Origin of the sequence: Planobacterium oryzisoli, from assembly GCF_015354315.1 — a bacterium.
In the GTDB taxonomy this organism is placed as follows: Bacteria; Bacteroidota; Bacteroidia; order Flavobacteriales; family Weeksellaceae; genus Planobacterium_A; species Planobacterium_A oryzisoli.
This window is the reverse complement of sequence record NZ_JADKYY010000010.1, coordinates 1-18772: the sequence shown is the minus strand read 5'-3', so window position 1 is coordinate 18772 and position 18772 is coordinate 1. Positions and strand designations below refer to the sequence as shown.

Genomic DNA, 18772 nt, shown 5'->3' with positions numbered 1-18772 from the left:
CAAGATACAGGACTACCCTGTTTGCAATTACTATTAAATTTATCATCATTTGAATTTTTCAGACTTACAACTCATTGAGCCCATTGCCAAGGCATTGGAGCAGGAAGGGTACCAACAGCCCACCCCCATTCAACAAAAAGCAATTCCTTATATTTTAGACGGCAGAGATCTTTTAGCAACCGCACAAACGGGTACTGGAAAGACTGCTGCTTTTTCTATACCGATTCTTCAAAACCTATCAAAAAAAGGCAGACAGTCAAAGGACATTAAGGTACTAATTCTTACTCCCACTAGAGAACTTGCAATCCAAATTGATGAAAGTATTAAGTCTTATGGAAGGAACTTAAATTTACGTTCACTCGTTATCTTTGGGGGAGTAAAGCAGGGTGCGCAAGAAAAAGATCTTAGACGGGGCGTGGATATCCTGGTAGCAACTCCTGGACGCTTACTAGATTTTATCTCGCAGCGTATCATTTCCCTTAAGAATCTAGAGGTTTTTGTGCTCGATGAGGCTGACCGCATGCTTGACATGGGATTTGTTCATGACGTAAAGCGTATTGTGAAATTAATTCCGGAAAAAAGACAGACCCTGTTTTTTTCTGCTACCTTTCCTTCGGAAATTCAGACATTAGCACAATCCATATTGAAAAATCCTGTAAAAGTAGAGGTGGCTCCTGTATCTTCCACAGCAGATACTATCAGTCAATCTGTATATTTTGTCCAAAAAGACGAGAAACTTGATTTACTAATTCATATACTTCAGGACAAAAGCTTAGACCAGGTCCTTGTATTTTCCAGAACTAAACACGGCGCGGACAAAATAGCAAGAAGGTTACATAAATCCAATATCTCTGCCGAAGCAATACACGGAAACAAATCGCAGAATGCAAGACAAAATGCTCTTTCGAATTTCAAATCAAAAAAAACGAGAGTTTTGGTTGCTACTGACATTGCTGCACGAGGTATCGATATTGACGACTTGCAGTATGTCATCAATTTCGAACTTTCCGATGTTTCAGAAACCTATGTACATCGGATCGGCAGAACCGGTCGCGCGGGAGCTCAGGGAAGTTCTATATCTTTTGTTGACGGTTTGGACCTAATTAATCTTAAGAATACCGAGAAGCTTATTGGGAAGAAAATCCCAGTAGTTCGTGACCACCCCTACCACACTGATAATTTGGTAGTGGAAAAAAGAGACAGTAATAACAAACCATTCATTCCTCGAGAGCACGTAAAGCCAGCTGGAATGGGTAAACCTGTACATCGTAAGAACAATTTCCAACGAAAAAAATCCGGTAATTAACCGGATTTTTACTTTAGATTAAACAATCTCTTTGCATTAGCAGTGGTTATGGAGACAATTTTCTCTAGATCCGTATCGTATAGTGTTGCTAACTTTTCTGCCACGAGTTTTACGTACGCACTTTCATTACGTTTTCCGCGAAATGGTACGGGAGCCAAATAGGGCGCATCAGTTTCCAATAACAACCTTTCAATAGGTAATTCATTTATAAATTGGTCAATCTTGCCGTTTTTAAAGGTAACTACTCCTCCAATACCCAAATAAAACCCTAAAGAGATGGCTTCTTGGGCCTGCCCTAAAGTACCACTAAAACAATGAAACACTCCACGAAGTTTCGGTGATGAATACTCATTGAGGACATTCACCACCTCCCTAAAACTCTCTCTGGAATGAATTACAATAGGCAAATCATAGTCTAGGGCAAATTCAATCTGATTTGCAAACGCTTTCTTCTGAATTTCCAGTGTATCGGTATCCCAATACAGGTCGATACCAATCTCACCAATGGCACAAAAAGACCTCTTTGAGAGATATTGTTGAACTAATGCAATTTCTTGCTCCCAATTATCGTACTTAACACTGCACGGATGAAGTCCCATCATTGCATAAATGCGAAGTGGATACCGTTGTTCCAAGGAAAGCATTGCTTCATGGGTGGTACTGTCGATGGCCGGTAGAAGAAATCTCTCTACACCTTGCTCTACAGCGCGCTCCACAACTTTATCAATATCATTATCAAATTCTGCGGAATACAGATGGGTATGGGTATCTATCATTACTCAAAAAATCTTAAAGTAGTTTATAATTCTAGAAAAATTGGATGCTCCACTTTAAGACGTTGCCGATTAACACGCTCTTTTATTTTTACAATAAAACGCTCATATTCTTGACTTTGCGGTTGAAATGGACGGTGACTTAGTGCCCTCGATATACTTAGGTTTTCTTCCAGAAAAGACCTCGCATCAAAAGAAAAATAACTTTCCTCAAATTTACTAAAAATATAATCTACAGCCTGCTCATTAGGATGAAGCAAATCTGATTTATAAAATCGATAATCTCTCAAATCATCCATTAACAACTCATAGATAGGAAGGTATGCTGCGTATTGCATTCCATTAAGTGCATTCAAAATTCCGTCTATCAGTCTGGATTTGCTCCACAGATTCTCTGTAAACCCATCCTTTACATGTCGTACGGGGGAAACAGAAAACAGAACGGTAGTATCTACCGGGCAAATATCTTTCACTAGTGCGTACATTTTAGATACATACGAACTGATTTCTTCGCTGGTCAACATGTTCTTCGCAAAAAACTTCTGTGGAATCTTGTGACAATTAGCCACACGTCTATTCTTTGGTAGAAAGTCATATACAAACGAAGATCCCAACGTGATAATAACCCAATCTGCAGATTGCAAAAATAAATTCCCTTCCTCAATCTGATAATTGATTTTCTCCAATGTTTGGTGGGTGTAAAGGGAACTGAAAGAACTGTGATGATCCAAAGAGATTATTTGGTCTCCATACTGAATAAGATCCTGTTCATCATAATACTGGCAGCTATGAAGTCTTGATAGCGCGGTGTGCACCGCATGTGGGCTAAAAAGTGTACCGAACGGATTATGGAATGTCTGGAATTGTCCTTTATGAAAAACTGCCGCCATTTCGGTAGCGAAACATGATCCTATGGTAAATATCTTATGGCGAGGCTCAATCTTTCGCTCCGACGGGCCAATTGAAACTTCTGTTCGGAATTTCATTTTAAGTAGCTTCTTACGATTCTCTTTTCAGCAAATAGTTGGCAAGCTCAATAAACGGTGCTTTCTTTTCTTGAGGGAGGTCAATTTGCTCCAAATAATTCTGTCCAATTTCGTTGTGCTTCTGAATTGTTCGTAGAACCTTCTCATCTACTTTAGTACGACGGAATATTTTCAAAACCCCATGCACCTTATCAATGTTTTCTGTCTTTTTAGAGTACCAGTACAAAAGCTCTTCCTGCTCTTCCTTTGTTGCATGATCCATCGCTAACAGATAAAGTATCGTTTTCTTGTTCTCAAAGATATCACCAGCTTGACGCTTTCCAAATTGCGCCATATCTCCAAATACATCTAGATAATCGTCCATGATTTGAAAGGCAATGCCCATATGCTTCCCGAATTCATAGAGCAACTGTGCATCTTTTTCACTAGCTCCAGCAATTAGTGCCCCTATTTTAAAAGACGCCGCACTCAGAACACCTGTTTTATTTCCTATCATCGTTATATAATCCTGATAGGTCACATCTGCCTGTGTTTCAAAATTCACGTCCATTTGCTGACCTTCACAAAGTACAGCAGCAGTCTGAGAAAAAATACTAACGCACTTTTTAAACAATTCCGCATCCAAATCTTCAAAGAATTGGTAGGCTTTAATTAGTAAAGCGTCTCCCGAGAGTATGCCTACATTAATACCATGAATAGTGTGGATTGTGGGATGACCTCTTCGAAGCGGGGCTTCGTCCATAATATCATCGTGGATAAGAGAAAAATTATGGAAAAACTCAATCGCAAGTGCAGGCTTGATGGCAAGTTGCATATTCCCATCAAACAAATCGCAACCCATAAGTACCATGATAGGACGTAGACGCTTACCCCCATGACCGATAATATAATTCATAGGCTGGTAGAGCTGATGGGGCTCATTTGAAAATTCGTATTCCTGTATTGCTTTTGCTACTATTTCCTGATAGCTGTCTAAAAATTCCATAAATTCAAATATCAGCAAAAATAACACTTATTAAGCGGTAAGAAAAATGAGACATAAAAAAACCACCTTAAAAGATGGTTTCCTATTTATTAAAAGTAAAAGTTAATCAAAACAGAGTAACCATTAAATAAGTTAATGCTGCGATAAAAGCACTTACTGGTATGGTAAGTATCCAAGCCCAGAGAAGGCTTACCGTAATACCCCATCGAACCGCTGAAACCCGTTTTGTTAAACCTACTCCAATGATGGACCCGGTAATAGTATGGGTGGTAGAAACAGGTATTCCCAAATGATCCGTAATAAAGAGTGTAATAGCCCCGGCACTTTCTGCAGACACCCCTTCAAGAGGTGTCACTTTAGTAATACGTGTTCCCATCGTTTTCACGATTTTCCACCCGCCACTCATTGTACCAAGTCCAATAGCTAAAAAGGAAACGAATGGAACCCAAATGTAATGCTGGGTGAAATAATTAAAACGTTCTGAGTGGTCGAGTACCGCATACGGATCATCCCCACCAATCATATTGACATGGAAATAAATGATGGCTGCACCAATGATACCCATAACTTTTTGTGCATCGTTAAGTCCATGTCCCAAACTAAATAATGCAGATGAAAACAACTGCCAATTTTTGAACTGTTTTTCAGCTTTGTGCGGCTTCGAGTTTTTAGAAAGATTGACAATAATAAGGGTTATGATAATGGAAACTATCATACCTATAATAGGAGCCATGAAAATGAACAGAAAAATTGGGATAACCTTTTCGTATTTCACTACACTTTGCGTAAAAAGTTGCTGCAAAGCAAGTTGTAGCGACTCCATAAGTCCAAGTCCTGGGCTGGAAGCAACTACATGTTGATAGTCCATAATAAAGGCATGCATTAGTGCGGCCCCAAGGAACCCTCCAATCAATGTATGAGAGGAGGAAGACGGTATACCAAACCACCATGTTAGCAAATTCCAGAAGATAGCTGCAATCAATCCGGAAAATATGACTTCCAAATTAATAAATTGTTCATTAACCGTTTTTGCGATTGTATTACCTATCTTAAATTCCCCAATAACGTAGGCTGCAAGGAAAAAAGCTGCAAAATTCCAAAGTGCTGCCCATAATACAGCCTGAAAGGGTGTCAGTACTTTGGTAGAAACAATAGTTGCAATGGAATTAGCTGCGTCGTGAAATCCGTTGATGAAGTCAAATATCAAGGCAAGTGCAATGATAATGATAAGAAGTAGTGGAAAATCCATGGAAGATTATCTTGATTAAGCGTATTTAATAAGAATGTTTTCTATGGTATTTGCTACGTCCTCCGCTTTATCGGTAACGATCTCCATATATTCTAGTACATCCTTTACCTTGATAATATTAATCGGATCGTTGGTTTCAAAGAGTCTAACTAGCGCCTGACTCAGTACATCGTCTGCTATATTCTCATACGAATTGATTTTAATACAAGACTCCTTTACCTCTGCTGCATTCTTAAAACCATTCAAGTTTTTAATTGCCGACTGTAATTCCACGCACGATTTATGTATTAAAAGAGAGAGTTCCGTAAATTCTTTTACCTCAGGAGTCTTATACAAAAAGATGTACTTTGACGAAGCAAAGATATAATCTGCAATATCGTCAAGGCCGGCCGCCAGGTGGTTAATATCCTCTCTATCAAAAGGTGTTATGAAGTTTTCACCTAGCTGAACGAATACTTCATGGGTTAAGTCGTCAAGTTGGTGTTCAAAATCACTCATCTTTTTCAATAAAGATTCGTCGTTTGTATCAAAATCTATTAAACCTTCGTGAAATTCTTTTGACATTTGAACTAATGTATCCGCCGTTTTTTCAAATAAAACGAAAAAAACCTTGTCTTTTGGTTGGAATGCCTTAAATATATTACCTATACCCATTGTGTAATTTTTAGAGTGCAAATATCGCACTATGCGAAATAGTAAAAATAAATTTAATATTAACTTTTGTTAACATTAACCAATTTTCTATAAAAAAAACCGGAAATTAACCGGTTTTTTTTTTTACTAGTTTGCCACTTCTGCGCGCATATCTTTTCCCTTGAACTTCATCGACCCCAAATTTCTTAGGATGTCGTTTTGAAAATCTTTCTCTACTTCAAAGAAACTGAACTTCTCCATTATCTCAATATCACCAATATCAGGCCTGCGCTTAGAGCTCTTAGTAGCTTTATTTATGATATCAAGCATATCTACTTTCTTAAGATTGTCCTTTTTACCTAGGTTAAAGAAAAAACGTGTCATATTAGCACTTTTTCTTCTCGGCTTTCTACCTCTATCACGGTCACGATCTCCTTTTCTATCTGACCAACTTCCTCCTTCCCTGTCGTCCCTTCTGCGCTCTCTGCGAGAGAAAGGAGCATCACGTTCATCATTTAATTTTTCATTGCGTAGGTCACTCTTGTCTTTATAAAACATCGCTAAATCACGTAATTGCAACTGGAGAAGTTTATGCACAAGTTCTTCCTTAGAGAAATCAGACAAATCGGGGATCAACGAATCATCAAAAGCAAAGAATTCGGTATGTTCGGTGAAAAGTCTTTCAAAGACACCCTCCACTTGACTCTTTATAATCTCTTCACCTGTAGGCACTTGTTTTTCATGGATTTCAATCTTTGTAACAGACTTTATCTGTTTCAGCTTACGTGTCTCCTCAGGCTTAATCAGTGCCATGGAAATCCCATCCTTGCCGGCCCGACCGGTTCTTCCGCTACGGTGAACAAATACTTCTGGGTCATCAGGCAATGAAAAGTGAATAACGTGGGTCAGTGAATTCACGTCCAATCCACGCGCAGCAACGTCTGTTGCAACCAAGATATCAATATTCTTTAGACGGAACTTCTTCATTACTGTATCTCTCTGTGCTTGGGATAGATCTCCATGCAAAGCATCAGCTGCATATCCATTCTGCATCAAGAAATCAGCAATTTCCTGGGTCTCCATTCTTGTACGGCAAAAAATAATTGAATATTGATTGGGGTTGGCATCAATCAGTCGCTTTAAAGCTTCTTTTTTCTGACGGTACCCAACGATATAGTATTCGTGCGAAATGTTCTTTTTTACTTCGTTTATCGATCCCACACTGATGCGGTGCGGTTTTGTAAGGTAATTTTTTGAAATACGCTCTACCTCTTTACTCATTGTAGCCGAGAAAAGAAACGTTTGCTTGGTTTCCGGTGTCTCACTTAGGATGGTCTCCAAATCATCTTTGAATCCCATGGAAAGCATTTCGTCCGCTTCGTCTAAAACCAACCAGCTGATTTCTGAGAAGTCTAATGCCTTGCGATTTATGAGGTCAATGACCCTCCCTGGTGTACCTACAATGATTTGCGGTTTGTCTTTTAGGGAACGGATTTGTTCCATGATGCTACTTCCGCCGTATACCGCAGTTGTCTTAAGACCTTTAATATATTTGGAGTAAGATTTAATATCCTTCGTGATTTGAAGGCATAATTCACGTGTCGGACAAAGGACCAAAAATTGGATTTTGCGACTTGTTGGATCAATCATATCCAAAATCGGAAGCGAAAACGCTGCTGTTTTGCCTGTCCCTGTCTGCGCAAGAGCGATTAGATCGCGAATATCTGTTAAGATGAAAGGAATAGTCTGTTTTTGGATTTCTGTTGGGGCTTCGTAGCCCAGTTCGCCAATTGCCTTAAGAATATCAGGACTTAAATTGGACTCGGAGAATAAATTCATTAAGTATTATAAAAATTTCTGCAAAAGTACGATAATTTTATGAATAATTCAATTTTATTATTCTGCCAGAGCTTTTATTCGCCCGTCCGAACTGAAAATAAATAAACAATTACGACAATCACCAGAATCTTTGAACTGGAATTTAAAGTATTGATTCTAACGTTTTTAAAAACAAGGGGTCCTCAGGTGATATCGAATAATAATGTGCAATTTTGCCACTTTGATCTACTACTAGAAAGCGCGGTACCCAATTCAATTCTATGTAATCGTTAAAAGTATTTTTCCAACCCTGGTCAAACCAGTAATTCTTTTCTTCATTTAGACCATATTTTTCAAGTCCTCTCGTCCATTGCGCGTGGGATCTATCCACCGACAGATATATAAATTCCAAATGTTCAAACTTGTCTTTTAGTTCTTTGGTTTTAGGAAGTGCCAAAATACAGTCCTGACACCAACTGGCCCAGAAATCCAACACTACTACTTTCCCTCTGTAAGGTTCAAGCACCTCACCCACAGTAGTTTTTTTGCCATCCAGACCAATCACACTTGCCTCCAATGCAGAACTGGTAAATTCCTTCTTGATATCTTGGACAGGTTTCTGCGCGTAACTAAAAATTCCAACCAGTAAAGACAGTACTAAAATTATTCTATTTTTCATTTTCTTCTAGTAAAATTATATTGTAAGATGTATTAAGATTAACCGATCCTCCTTTAACGCGTGCGCGCAATCCACTGTAAAAGTCTTTTACCACTATTCCTTCTTCAAAAACTCCCTCTACGGGCACCTCCTTCATTCCTTCTGGTAAATCGAGTCCAATTACTACTTTATCCGCGTTATAGATCCGCGAAAAATAGTACGGTTTTATTGAAAGCATTTCATGTCTCCCAGCACCCACTGCAGAATGTTTGGAGCGAAACTGGCCAAGTTTCTGATAATACAAGTGAAGGAGTTGAATGTCTTTGCTAGATTTTAGCTCGTCCCAATTCATAGTACTACGTAACGTTGCATCACCTTCTGCCCCAGGAATAATAAGATTTCTTGCAGTTTCATCACCATAATAAATCTGGGAGATACCGGGCGTCAGTAGTAATTTTGTGGCAGCTTCATAGGTTCGGCTGCGACTCTTGTCAAAAGGCGACCCATCATCGTGTGATGTAGCATAGTTCATAACAAGCTTCCCTGGCATTTGTTCATGAAGCAAACTAGAATACTTGGAGAATAACTCTTCGTAAGGTAAATTGGCATCAGCCTTAAAATCAAAATTAATAAGACTATCAAAACCGTTTGCAAAATAATCCACGCTGTAATCTCCAAAGCTGTAATTTGATTTTTGGGAAATTCCGTAACCATATACTTCCCCAATGGTGAAAAATTTCTGGGCTTCAGGTATCTCCCCTGGATTGTTCCTTTTATATTCCTCAAAGGCCTCCTGTGCCACTTTCTGGAATTCAGCCCAAACTTTCTCGTCCGTATGTTTAACTGTATCCACGCGGTATCCGCTTATCCCATAGTCGCGAATGTAGTCTGTTAGCCACTTCATGATGTAATACTTGGGTGCGCGTGGAAATCCAGTTTTGCTAAAAAAAGTATTAAGTTCACTTATTTCTTGCTCGTACCTCCCTTGCTTCTTCCACTTTTCCACCAAGTGTTTTGGAAGTGCAACATCCTGCTCGCTCTCGGTAAGAATGTCAGGTAAATTAGATACTAATGTACATTTTGTGGTAGTTAAAAAATTCTCGTACGTACACACTGGATGTGTTCTAACCCAATTTGTTGGATATGCAACATCTTTAGTCGTTATTGGCCCTGTATGGTTTATAACGGCATCTAGCAAAATTTGAATACCTTGCTTCCGTGCTTCTTGTACCAACGCGCGCAGCTGCTTTTCATTCCCAAAGTTTGGATCTAACTCTGTCCAATCTCTGGTCCAATACCCATGAAACCCATAGGTTTTTCCAGTTCCTTCATCTACACTACCGTGCACCTGCTCCACCACAGGTGTCATCCAAATAGCATTCACTCCCAAATCTTTAAAATACCCCTGCTCCAATTTAGTTAGTACTCCTCTCAAATCTCCTCCTTCGAAACCCCGAAGGATTGCGGTACTATCGGTTCTTCCAAAATTAATATCATTGGAAGGGTCACCATTACTAAAGCGGTCCGTCAACAAAAAATACAAATTTGCACCCGCCCAATTAAAAGGTTCTTTAGGGGCTGTATTTAACCTAGCAGTACAAGAATACAGCACGAACAGTACTGTAAAGACGATAAAAAATTTCTTCATAGAGAATCTTTGGGCTTAAAGGTACAAAACAATACTTCGTTGCCGAAACAAATAGAAGGTGCCTATGAAGTAATTAACACATTTTAACAAAAACACTATATTTGCAGCTTGCCGTAACATCAAAAAGGATTTTTTTTCTGCCTTTTTGCGAATTTAAAGGTTTATAATGTTGTAGTATAAAGCAGTACGTATGAGTATCATTGCAAGACAGGGTATAAAATATTCCATCATTGGATATCTTGGTTTTTTCCTGGGTACTTTCTCGGCGATTTTTATTTTCCCTTATGATATGGCTTTTTATGGAAAGCTACAGTATATCTTACCTTCTGCGGAAATGTTACTGCCAATTGTCGTATTTGGCATTTCGTTTTCAAATGTGAAGTTCTACCCTCAAGCGCAAGCTGCCGGAAAGACACATAATTTCTTGTCGTTATCTTTACTAGCAGTAGGTCTAAATTTTATTGTATTTCTTGTTCTTTTTTATCTGTTTTTTCATTTTTTTCCACAATACAGACTCTCGCAGTTGTATCAGATGAAAGAGATAGTGCTGCCTCTGATATTTATATTGGCACTCTCTGCTGTTTTTAATAAATACATTAGCAACTTCAAAAGAATCGCCGTATCTAATATCTTCGAAAACCTTTTTCCTAAAATAGCCAATCTATCTGCTTTTTCCCTTTTCGTCTTTCTTGGATATACTCAGCAGTGGTCCTATGTACTGTTCCTAGTAGTATTTGCTTTAGCTCTTGGAGGATACTTTTTCTATACAAACCGTCTCGAAAAGATCAAATGGGATTTTAGTTTGGAGTACATAAAAAAGAACCGTCTCTATGCTACGGTCATTACTTATAGTTTATTTGGTTTTTTAGGAAATATTGGAAATTATATTGCCTTCCGTGTAGACAAATTTATGATTGGGGAATTTTTATCTTTCGAGGAAAATGGAATTTATAGCATTATGCTTTCGGTTCTCTCTTTTGTTATGATTCCTCAAATGGGTTTATTCAACATTTCTGCACCACTAATTAATAAATGTATTACTGAGGATAATCTAAGGGATCTGGATAAGCTTCATAAAAAAACGAGCCTCTCGCTATTTTTCGTAGGTGCTATTTTATTTAGTTGCATCCTTGTAGGTTTTCCGTATTTAACGGATTATATAAAAAACGGCGATCAACTTAAAATCGCAAGTCCAGTCATTTGGATTCTAGGCTCTGCTATGATTTTCGACTTGGCTACCGGTTTTAATGGTCATATTATTTCTTTAAGTAAATATTATCGCTTTACAATTGTAGTAATGTTATTTTTAGCAATAACAACCATCCTATTAAATTATTTCTTCTTAACCTACACCACCTGGGGACTTTATGGAATAGCAACTGCTACAACTATTTCGTTGACACTTTTTAATATCGTTAAACTTGCCTTTAACTATTTGAAGTTTAAAGTTTTTCCTTTTACTATAGAAATGGTATATGCGTCTGTCGTTTGTACCCTAGGTATAACAGTATCTATCCTATTGCCAGAAAGCACGCAGGCGTGGATCAATTTATTTTATAAACCTCTTGTGGTTATAATCATTATAGGAATAGGTAATCACTATATGAGAATAATTGATATTGAGAGATACCTTACCCTTAGTTTTGTTAAAAGTCTTTTTAAATGAGATCTTTAATATATCTAAGAAAGTATCCTTCCCCACTATACATAACATCCTCGGTGTTTTTCAACTTTACAATGTAGCGGGCAGGGCGGTTTGGACTAGTAACCAAATAAGTTGCTTCAATTGGATGGGCTGGATACTTGGTATTAATATGAGATTTGGAAATTAGAGGTAAATCATTTTCGCTTATACCAAAATAAGTTTCCACCAATTCTTTGTCTCTACTGTAAAGTGCATAGGACGGTTTACCGTTATTGGAGATAAAATAAACTTTATAGTGACCATCTTTAAATTCCACTTCCTTAAAAGTAGCGGTCGGAAAATCAGATTTAAACTGAAATAAAAATTCTGCATTAACCACGGTTGTCCCTGGCGTACTTATAGGACTTGCTACTAAAGGCAGAGAAAGTATTATAAATAGAGTTATAGAAAATAATTTAGTTTTCATAAAAGTATATTTATGAGTATTATTTCATAAAATATACCATCATTCTTTAATATGGGAATATTATAAATAGCTACAGACTTCTTGCAAACTGCAGAAGAACATTTTCCAATTCACTTGCCACCTTTGACTTTTCATATTCCTGTTTATCGTAACTTTTCGATTGCTCAAATAGTAATTCTGAAATAAGACGGTCAGTGGAATTTATATTTAGAAGCGTAAAAACTGCCCGCTTCCCATACTTTATTGCATCTCCTATATTTCCACTTACTTTTGTACTTCCATACCATTCGGTAATACTAAAGAAAGTGGTTCGATGTTGTATGGGACTCCAAAGTATATGGGAGCGTTTCATCCAATGGTTAAACGTCTCTTGAGGGACTTTTTCTTCAAAAGTGATAATTGGAATTTGTTTTTCCAATAATTCAAAACCTTGTATTTGTTGTTTGGGATCCTTTCTTCCCAGAAGTACCAATTGCAGGCGGAAATATATTTTCCCATCCCACAAAAAGTTGCCATTTGTTTGAAGCTCTTTTGCAAAAGCAGAAATTTGCTCAAATAACCCTATATAATCTCGTCTTTTTTGAGAAACTTCGCCTGGCACCACTATTGTAAATTCGTCATTTGTACCACTTTCATCGTCAAACATCTTGTATTGGAGTGGCAACAAGTGGTATCCAGAAGAAGGTTGGTGTAACGTTTTATCCAGGACATAAAGCGCTCGCAGGTTCTTCCTTACACTTGGAAGACATAGTAAACCCTCTAGCAGAAGCAATTTTATACGATATACTGCATCCTTACTTACTACCCTTGTAAACAATTTCCAACGGCCTGCCTCGAAGAAGTTACGGTTGTGCACTAAAGCAACAGTCGAATAATCTTTTGCAATAGAATTGAAAACATTAAAATAGCGATGTACGGTGCCTAAAACGATCATATCGTGATGAGAAGCAGATAATTGTGATTTAACAATTCTAGGTTCAGAAACTAACAAATTTGAGTGGTTATCGTAGATGTTCAGCTGTCGAAGAATTTTCTCGGAGAGGAAAAATGTAACATCTATCTTTTCAAAATGTTGCGATAGTTCATAAAAACTCAAAGAAATCTCCGCGTGCGTATCTAGTTCAATATATGTGAGTTTTCTTTTCATTATTCAATAGAGTGGACGCGTTGCCCCCCAATATACGTGCGCAAAATTCTGGTATTAAGAATAGACGACTGCTCCTGAGTGAAAATATCATTATCCAAAATGATAAAATCTGCTAACTTACCTTTTTCCAAGCTGCCCTTTTCATTCTCTTCAAAGCTAGCAAATGCAGCCCATATAGTCATACCTCTGATTGCTTGTTCACGCGAAAGTGCATTTTCGGACTGAAATCCTTCTTGCGGATAGCCCTTTGCGTCTTTTCGTACAACGGCAGCATAATAGGTTCTTAAGGGGCTGATTTCCTCCACTGGAAAATCCGTTCCAAGTGCAATTAAACCATTCTGATCAAGGAGGTTTTTATATGCATATGCATTCTTAATTCTTTCAGGCCCCAGACGATCTTCTGCCCAATACATGTCTGATGTTGCATGAGTGGGTTGTACGGATGGAATTATAGAGTACTCTTTGAAGTAACGAATGTCTGAGGGCTCCACCACCTGGGCATGTTCAATCCTCCATCGCAAATCATTTTTCCCTTTCAGTACGTTGGCATACACCTCTAGGATAGCCCGATTGGTAGAATCTCCAATTGCATGCGTGTTCATCTGAAAACCCCTCTCACTTAAAAGCTTTGCCATTTTTTCAAAATGGACAATATCTGAAAGTAAGAATCCCGATTCTTCTGGTTTGTCGCTATAAGGACGCAATAGGCACGCACCCCTAGAGCCTAATGCACCGTCTCCATAAAATTTAAAACCTCGCACCTGCAGACGGTCGGTTTTAATTATTCCCTTTTCAGAGAGCCATTCGACGTTGCGCATATTATCAGATAGCATTACATTAAGCCTAATCTTAAGGTCTCCTTTTTCATGCATACCCTGAATCACTTCCACAATAGGATAGTCCAGTCCTGCATCCACCACACTGGTGAGCCCTTCCCGAATACTGTATTTTTCGGCATCTCGAAGAATTCTTTCCATTTGTGACCTGTCAGCGGCTGGAATCTTAGATTCGACCAAACCCATTGCATTGTCGATCAAAATACCCGAGAGCACTCCATTAATTACTCCCACCGTGCCACCCTGTACAGAGGTCTGCTGAGAGATTCCTGCAAGGTCAAGTGCTTTTTGGTTTACAAGAGCAGCATGACCGTCTACACGAGTAATATAAACCGGCCGTTCAGGAAAGAGTATGTCTAATTGTTCTTTGTTGGGAAATTCTTTATCAATCCAGAGATTTTGATCCCAACCTCTGCCAATGAGCCATCCATCTGTATTTCTACTGCCAAATTTCTTTAAGACTTCTAGTGTCGCCTCCCATGATTTCAATCCTTTTAAATCCGCCGACTGCAAATTAGTACCATACCCATAAAAATGGGCATGTGCGTCAATGAATCCTGGAAAGATAGTTCTGTTTTGTGCATTATATATGCTGTCCGCTTTAAACGCCCCACGAATCTGCTCATTAGATCCTGTACGTACTATTCTACCCCGTTTAATAGCCATAGCTTCGGCGGTGGAAAATGTGGAATCTACGGTATAAATAGTTGCATTATAAACAATAAAATCTACCGGTGATTTCTGCAACCCACAACTTGTCAATAGCAATAGAGTAAGCAGGATTAAAATTCGTTTCATAAACTCTTTTTTAATGTTGTGAAAAACTGATTCCAGCGTAGTTTTCTTACAAACTTTATTTCTTGAGCATTTAATATACGTGGCGAAGAAGATTTACGCAGAAAAGAAAATAGTGTAATTAGAAGAAGGAATGGAGACTTATCTAGATAACTGGCTTTAAGTGCAGCTATGAATGCCAAAGGAAAGCTCAATCCGATATTGTAGTAGTACTCCCCTAACTTCCTAGCTTTCTTTTTATTGTAGCGATTAGCAGTAGGTCTTAAATGCTTTACCCAAAGTGAAGGGATTGTACGAACCTGCCAGCCATGAAACTGGGCGAGCATCACGTCGATATTATCCCAACCTAATACTGGCCGTAGACCTTGCATGGAGTAAAAGCAGCTTTTTCTATATGATTTTATTGGGCCCCGTACATGCTTTCGGCTGGAAAGATTTTCAAAAACCCAGTCAGAAGTATTAGTAGAAAAATCCAAATAATCCATATCGGACGAAGCTTTACCTTGAATATAAACTACTCCTGAGACCATCCCCACCGCACGGTCACGATCATAGATTTCTCGTACTTGCTCTAGATAATTGGAAGGAAAGACAATATCTGCATCAAACTTACATAGTATGTCAAATACAATAGCCTTCTCTTCTGCCCACTTTAATCCAACATTAAAGGCATGTACTACCTTAGCTCCAGGACTGTGACTGGAAGGGGGAAGATTTATACAAACTCCCTCTAAGGAATACTTTTCGAATGTCTCATTCACCACTTTCTTTGTAGCATCTGTGGAACCGTCATTAACCACCACAATCTTATAATCTGCAAAGGTTTGCTTTGCGAGTGATTCTAAGCAATAGGAAATAAAATCCTGTTCATTATGTACAGGAATGACTATTAGGAACTTCAAAGTCTAATTATGCGGTTTTAACATATTTTTAGGATCAAGAACATAATCTAATTCCTCCTGGGACATGAGTTTTTGCTCAATGACCAAATCATACACGCTGCGACCAGTCTCTAGAGCGGTCTTGGCAATTTGTGTAGAATTCTTATATCCGATATAAGGATTAAGTGCAGTGACTATTCCGATACTGTTGCGGACCATGGCAAGGCACACCTCTCTGTTCGCAGTGATACCTACCACACATTTCTCCCGTAAAGTATCCAATGCATTACAAAGAAATTCTATATTCTCAAATATGCAATGAGAAAGAACAGGTTCCATGACATTTAGCTGTAATTGTCCCGCTTCGGCCGCGAATGTAACAGTAAGATCGTTGCCAATTACTTTATAACATACTTGGTTGACTACTTCTGGTATAACAGGGTTCACTTTCCCAGGCATTATAGAAGATCCTGGTTGCATTGCTGGCAGGTTGATTTCAAAAAAACCCGCTCTCGGACCCGAGGAAAGAAGCCTAAGATCATTACAAATTTTCGAAAGTTTGACTGCAAGGCGTTTCATCGCAGATGAATAAATAACATAAGAACCCGTGTCTGGTGTAGCTTCCACTAAATTCGGGGCTGAAACAATCGGATATCCTGAAATTTGCGCCAAATTTCTTGCACATAAAACGGCATAACCTACCGGAGCATTAAGTCCCGTACCAATTGCTGTAGCTCCCATATTAACCTCTACAAAAAGCCCGGCATTATTATTGAGTTTTGAGATATCTTCCTCGAGTGTAGCGGCAAAGGCTTCAAATTCCTGACCTAAGGTCATAGGCACGGCATCTTGCAACTGTGTCCGACCCATCTTTATGACATCTGCGAACTCTTTTCCTTTCTCTCGAAAAGAGTCAACTGCAAAAGCTAGTTTTTTAGCGAGTTTTTCGTTAAGCTGTAGGAGAGCTAGCTTGATTGCTGTAGGATATGCATCATTAGTAGATTGCGAAAGATTTACATGATCATTAGGAGAGCAGTGTTGGTAATCCCCTTTTGGGTGCCCCAATAATTCTAATGCAATATTTGCAATCACCTCATTTGCATTCATATTTACAGACGTCCCAGCACCACCCTGAATCATATCAATGGGAAATTCAGCATCATAATCTCCGGAAATGACTTTGTCACAGGCCTGCGAGATTGCCTGATACAGTTTTTCAGGTAGCAGTCCTAATTCATAATTGGTTTTTACCGCTGCCTTCTTCACCAATCCTAGTGCCCTAATAAATTCCGGATAAGAGGATAGAGTTTGGCCTGATATTTTGAAATTTTCGATAGCTCTCTGGGTCTGAACCCCATAATAGGCACCCTCAGGCACCTGTAGTTCACCCAGTAAGTCGGATTCTTTTCTGAAGTTGTTCATTAGAAAAAATTTCATGGAAAGTTACACCATTTTAGGTCATTAGCAAACCCTATAAGCAACGTATGCTTAAACCTTATTTACCTGGATACTTATCCAATAGTGCCTGTAAGATGGCGTACGTTTCCACATCCATTGAGCCAGTTGCTTTTTCAGGCCTAAATCGGTATTGAAATGCCTCAATCGTTTTTTTTGTGTCTGAATCTTCGGATCCGGAAGGGTTTAGACCATAGCCAAACTGCTTGAGCATAGTTTGGTATTTGAAGATAAATGTAGGATCTGTCGACTGCATGTAAAAATTTTCAGCATCCATCTGATTCATGTAGGATTCCATGACTTGCTGGTCGTACCACATGCCCACTCCATATTCCTCATAAAGCCTTTTCCATGGAAATAATGGACCTGGATCTTGTTTTCTTGTTGGCGCCACATCCGAATGTCCAAGCACATTCTCGGGCAAAATCATGTACCTGTCTACAAGATCCTTTACAAGCGCACCCACTTTTCTGAATTGCCATTCGGGATAAGGGTAAAACTCGCGCTGTCCGGTAGCTCCATTGGTGAAGCCTGTATTTACAATTTCAATTCCGACTGAACTGTCATTAAGATTCTCCACACCTCTCCAATGACTTAAACCTGAATGGTAAGCTCTTTTATTCTCATCTACTAGTTGATGAATGATTTTATCGTTTTGATCACCAATTAGATAGTGTGAACTAACACTTTGCTCAGTAAGCACTCGCACCGATTTATCGTGATCCAATGCAGTGTAATGCAAAATAATATACCTCTGTCGAAAATTCTGTCCAACAGCAGGAAAATATTCTTTGCTAATTTTATAGCCTGCTGCTTTTGCAGATACTATGGAACCATGACTAATCGTGTTGTCGTTCTTTGCAGCATCGGCAATGTTAATTTTGAAAAAATCTAAATCACCCTGGTGCTGTATTTGCGGCTTAACTATTTTGCCAGGCACTGGTTCAGCTTTTACTGCGGTTTCTTTTTTTTCCTCGACCTGAATCGGAGGTTTCTGTGGGGTGGCAGAGGTTTTCTGTGTGCTGCAAGACACAGCAAATACTGATAAAGCAATGAGAGATAATGTATTACGCATAAGCAGTTTTTTCGGGGTTTATATACTTTCAAAAATACAAAAAAAATTAGGCTAATTTGTTTGGTTAATATCTAAATCCGTACTATATTTGCACTCGCAATTAGAGAAAAGCAGGTCTTATAAAAATTTGCAAGGAGGGTTGCCGGAGTGGTTAACGGAGCAGTTTGCTAAACTGTCGGCGCGCAAGCGTCGCGTGGGTTCGAATCCCACACCCTCCGCAACCAAGTATCTTCGGGGTGTAGCGTAGTCCGGTCATCGCGCCTGGTTTGGGACCAGGAGGTCGCAGGTTCGAATCCTGCCACCCCGACATTTTTACCACAAAGGTGGAACAGCTATTTAGGGTGCGTAGCTCAGCTGGATAGAGCATCTGCCTTCTAAGCAGACGGTCAAAGGTTCGAATCCTTTCGCGCTCACAC

At 38.9% G+C, this 18772-nt stretch carries 16 protein-coding genes and 3 tRNA genes; 5 read left to right on the top strand and 14 right to left on the bottom strand.

Features of this window, described 5'->3' with window-relative positions; translation table 11 throughout:
• Positions 1–49: 49 nt before the first annotated feature.
• Positions 50–1306: a DEAD/DEAH box helicase gene (locus tag IC612_RS08165; RefSeq protein WP_194739693.1), complete on the top strand. Its 1257-nt coding sequence runs from the start codon at positions 50–52 to the stop codon at positions 1304–1306.
• An 8-nt stretch (positions 1307–1314) separates the two neighbouring features.
• Here the strand turns inward: IC612_RS08165 and IC612_RS08160 are convergent, their stop codons facing one another.
• The 8 genes from IC612_RS08160 to IC612_RS08125 all read right to left on the bottom strand — a co-directional run bounded on the left by IC612_RS08160 (position 1315) and on the right by IC612_RS08125 (position 10056).
• Positions 1315–2082 (bottom strand): TatD family hydrolase, encoded by a 768-nt coding sequence (locus IC612_RS08160; RefSeq protein ID WP_194739692.1) that lies wholly within the window; start codon positions 2080–2082, stop codon positions 1315–1317.
• Positions 2083–2105: 23 nt separating this feature from the next.
• On the bottom strand, positions 2106–3065 hold the full coding sequence (locus tag IC612_RS08155) for a GSCFA domain-containing protein (protein WP_194739691.1): 960 nt from the start codon (positions 3063–3065) through the stop codon (positions 2106–2108).
• Between the two features lie 13 nt (positions 3066–3078).
• Positions 3079–4050 (bottom strand): polyprenyl synthetase family protein, encoded by a 972-nt coding sequence (locus IC612_RS08150; RefSeq protein ID WP_194739690.1) that lies wholly within the window; start codon positions 4048–4050, stop codon positions 3079–3081.
• Between the two features lie 106 nt (positions 4051–4156).
• Positions 4157–5299 (bottom strand): inorganic phosphate transporter, encoded by a 1143-nt coding sequence (locus tag IC612_RS08145; protein ID WP_194739689.1) that lies wholly within the window; start codon positions 5297–5299, stop codon positions 4157–4159.
• A 15-nt stretch (positions 5300–5314) separates the two neighbouring features.
• A complete protein-coding gene (locus IC612_RS08140) occupies positions 5315–5953 on the bottom strand; it encodes a DUF47 domain-containing protein (protein ID WP_194739688.1) in 639 nt (212 codons plus the stop codon).
• A 126-nt stretch (positions 5954–6079) separates the two neighbouring features.
• A complete protein-coding gene (locus tag IC612_RS08135; protein WP_194739687.1) occupies positions 6080–7771 on the bottom strand; it encodes a DEAD/DEAH box helicase in 1692 nt (563 codons plus the stop codon).
• 142 nt (positions 7772–7913) lie between these two features.
• Positions 7914–8429, bottom strand: a complete 516-nt coding sequence (locus tag IC612_RS08130) for a TlpA family protein disulfide reductase (protein ID WP_194739686.1) — start codon at positions 8427–8429, stop codon at positions 7914–7916.
• The gene (locus tag IC612_RS08125; RefSeq protein ID WP_194739685.1) at positions 8419–10056 is read right to left on the bottom strand and encodes an alpha-amylase family glycosyl hydrolase; all 1638 of its coding nucleotides are present in this window, start codon (positions 10054–10056) and stop codon (positions 8419–8421) included. The genes IC612_RS08130 and IC612_RS08125 overlap by 11 nt, the downstream gene beginning before the upstream one ends.
• 190 nt (positions 10057–10246) lie before the next feature.
• On the opposite strand from IC612_RS08125, the gene IC612_RS08120 reads away from it, so the two are divergent.
• On the top strand, positions 10247–11722 hold the full coding sequence (locus IC612_RS08120) for a lipopolysaccharide biosynthesis protein (RefSeq protein ID WP_194739684.1): 1476 nt from the start codon (positions 10247–10249) through the stop codon (positions 11720–11722).
• Here IC612_RS08120 and IC612_RS08115 read toward each other — a convergent pair.
• The 6 genes from IC612_RS08115 to IC612_RS08090 form a co-directional block, all read right to left on the bottom strand.
• Complete coding sequence (locus IC612_RS08115; protein ID WP_194739683.1) at positions 11715–12167, bottom strand: hypothetical protein; 453 nt, start codon at positions 12165–12167, stop codon at positions 11715–11717. The genes IC612_RS08120 and IC612_RS08115 overlap by 8 nt on opposite strands.
• Before the next feature lie 70 nt (positions 12168–12237).
• Complete coding sequence (locus IC612_RS08110; protein WP_194739682.1) at positions 12238–13314, bottom strand: hypothetical protein; 1077 nt, start codon at positions 13312–13314, stop codon at positions 12238–12240.
• The gene (locus tag IC612_RS08105) at positions 13314–14948 is read right to left on the bottom strand and encodes an amidohydrolase (RefSeq protein ID WP_194739681.1); all 1635 of its coding nucleotides are present in this window, start codon (positions 14946–14948) and stop codon (positions 13314–13316) included. The genes IC612_RS08110 and IC612_RS08105 overlap by 1 nt, the downstream gene beginning before the upstream one ends.
• Positions 14945–15847: a glycosyltransferase family 2 protein gene (locus IC612_RS08100; RefSeq protein ID WP_194739680.1), complete on the bottom strand. Its 903-nt coding sequence runs from the start codon at positions 15845–15847 to the stop codon at positions 14945–14947. Before IC612_RS08100 ends, IC612_RS08105 begins: the two co-directional genes overlap by 4 nt.
• Positions 15848–15850: 3 nt before the next feature.
• Positions 15851–17248: an aspartate ammonia-lyase gene (aspA, locus tag IC612_RS08095; RefSeq protein WP_194739679.1), complete on the bottom strand. Its 1398-nt coding sequence runs from the start codon at positions 17246–17248 to the stop codon at positions 15851–15853.
• A gap of 73 nt (positions 17249–17321) precedes the next feature.
• Positions 17322–18356: an N-acetylmuramoyl-L-alanine amidase gene (locus IC612_RS08090; protein WP_194739678.1), complete on the bottom strand. Its 1035-nt coding sequence runs from the start codon at positions 18354–18356 to the stop codon at positions 17322–17324.
• 133 nt (positions 18357–18489) lie between these two features.
• On the opposite strand from IC612_RS08090, the gene IC612_RS08085 reads away from it, so the two are divergent.
• From IC612_RS08085 to IC612_RS08075, 3 genes are all read left to right on the top strand, one after another.
• A tRNA-Ser gene (locus tag IC612_RS08085) sits at positions 18490–18574 on the top strand.
• Positions 18575–18588: 14 nt separating this feature from the next.
• Positions 18589–18663: transfer RNA gene (locus IC612_RS08080), tRNA-Pro, on the top strand.
• A gap of 32 nt (positions 18664–18695) precedes the next feature.
• Positions 18696–18769: transfer RNA gene (locus IC612_RS08075), tRNA-Arg, on the top strand.
• Positions 18770–18772 lie beyond the last annotated feature (3 nt).

Coding starts and splice junctions, on each gene's coding strand:
- IC612_RS08160 (WP_194739692.1), bottom strand. CDS start 2,082: ATGATAGATACCCATACCCATCTGTATTCCGCAGAATTTGATAATGAT.
- IC612_RS08155 (WP_194739691.1), bottom strand. CDS start 3,065: ATGAAATTCCGAACAGAAGTTTCAATTGGCCCGTCGGAGCGAAAGATT.
- IC612_RS08150 (WP_194739690.1), bottom strand. CDS start 4,050: ATGGAATTTTTAGACAGCTATCAGGAAATAGTAGCAAAAGCAATACAG.
- IC612_RS08145 (WP_194739689.1), bottom strand. CDS start 5,299: ATGGATTTTCCACTACTTCTTATCATTATCATTGCACTTGCCTTGATA.
- IC612_RS08140 (WP_194739688.1), bottom strand. CDS start 5,953: ATGGGTATAGGTAATATATTTAAGGCATTCCAACCAAAAGACAAGGTT.
- IC612_RS08135 (WP_194739687.1), bottom strand. CDS start 7,771: ATGAATTTATTCTCCGAGTCCAATTTAAGTCCTGATATTCTTAAGGCA.
- IC612_RS08130 (WP_194739686.1), bottom strand. CDS start 8,429: ATGAAAAATAGAATAATTTTAGTACTGTCTTTACTGGTTGGAATTTTT.
- IC612_RS08125 (WP_194739685.1), bottom strand. CDS start 10,056: ATGAAGAAATTTTTTATCGTCTTTACAGTACTGTTCGTGCTGTATTCT.
- IC612_RS08120 (WP_194739684.1), top strand. CDS start 10,247: ATGAGTATCATTGCAAGACAGGGTATAAAATATTCCATCATTGGATAT.
- IC612_RS08115 (WP_194739683.1), bottom strand. CDS start 12,167: ATGAAAACTAAATTATTTTCTATAACTCTATTTATAATACTTTCTCTG.
- IC612_RS08110 (WP_194739682.1), bottom strand. CDS start 13,314: ATGAAAAGAAAACTCACATATATTGAACTAGATACGCACGCGGAGATT.
- IC612_RS08105 (WP_194739681.1), bottom strand. CDS start 14,948: ATGAAACGAATTTTAATCCTGCTTACTCTATTGCTATTGACAAGTTGT.
- aspA (WP_194739679.1), bottom strand. CDS start 17,248: ATGAACAACTTCAGAAAAGAATCCGACTTACTGGGTGAACTACAGGTG.
- IC612_RS08090 (WP_194739678.1), bottom strand. CDS start 18,356: ATGCGTAATACATTATCTCTCATTGCTTTATCAGTATTTGCTGTGTCT.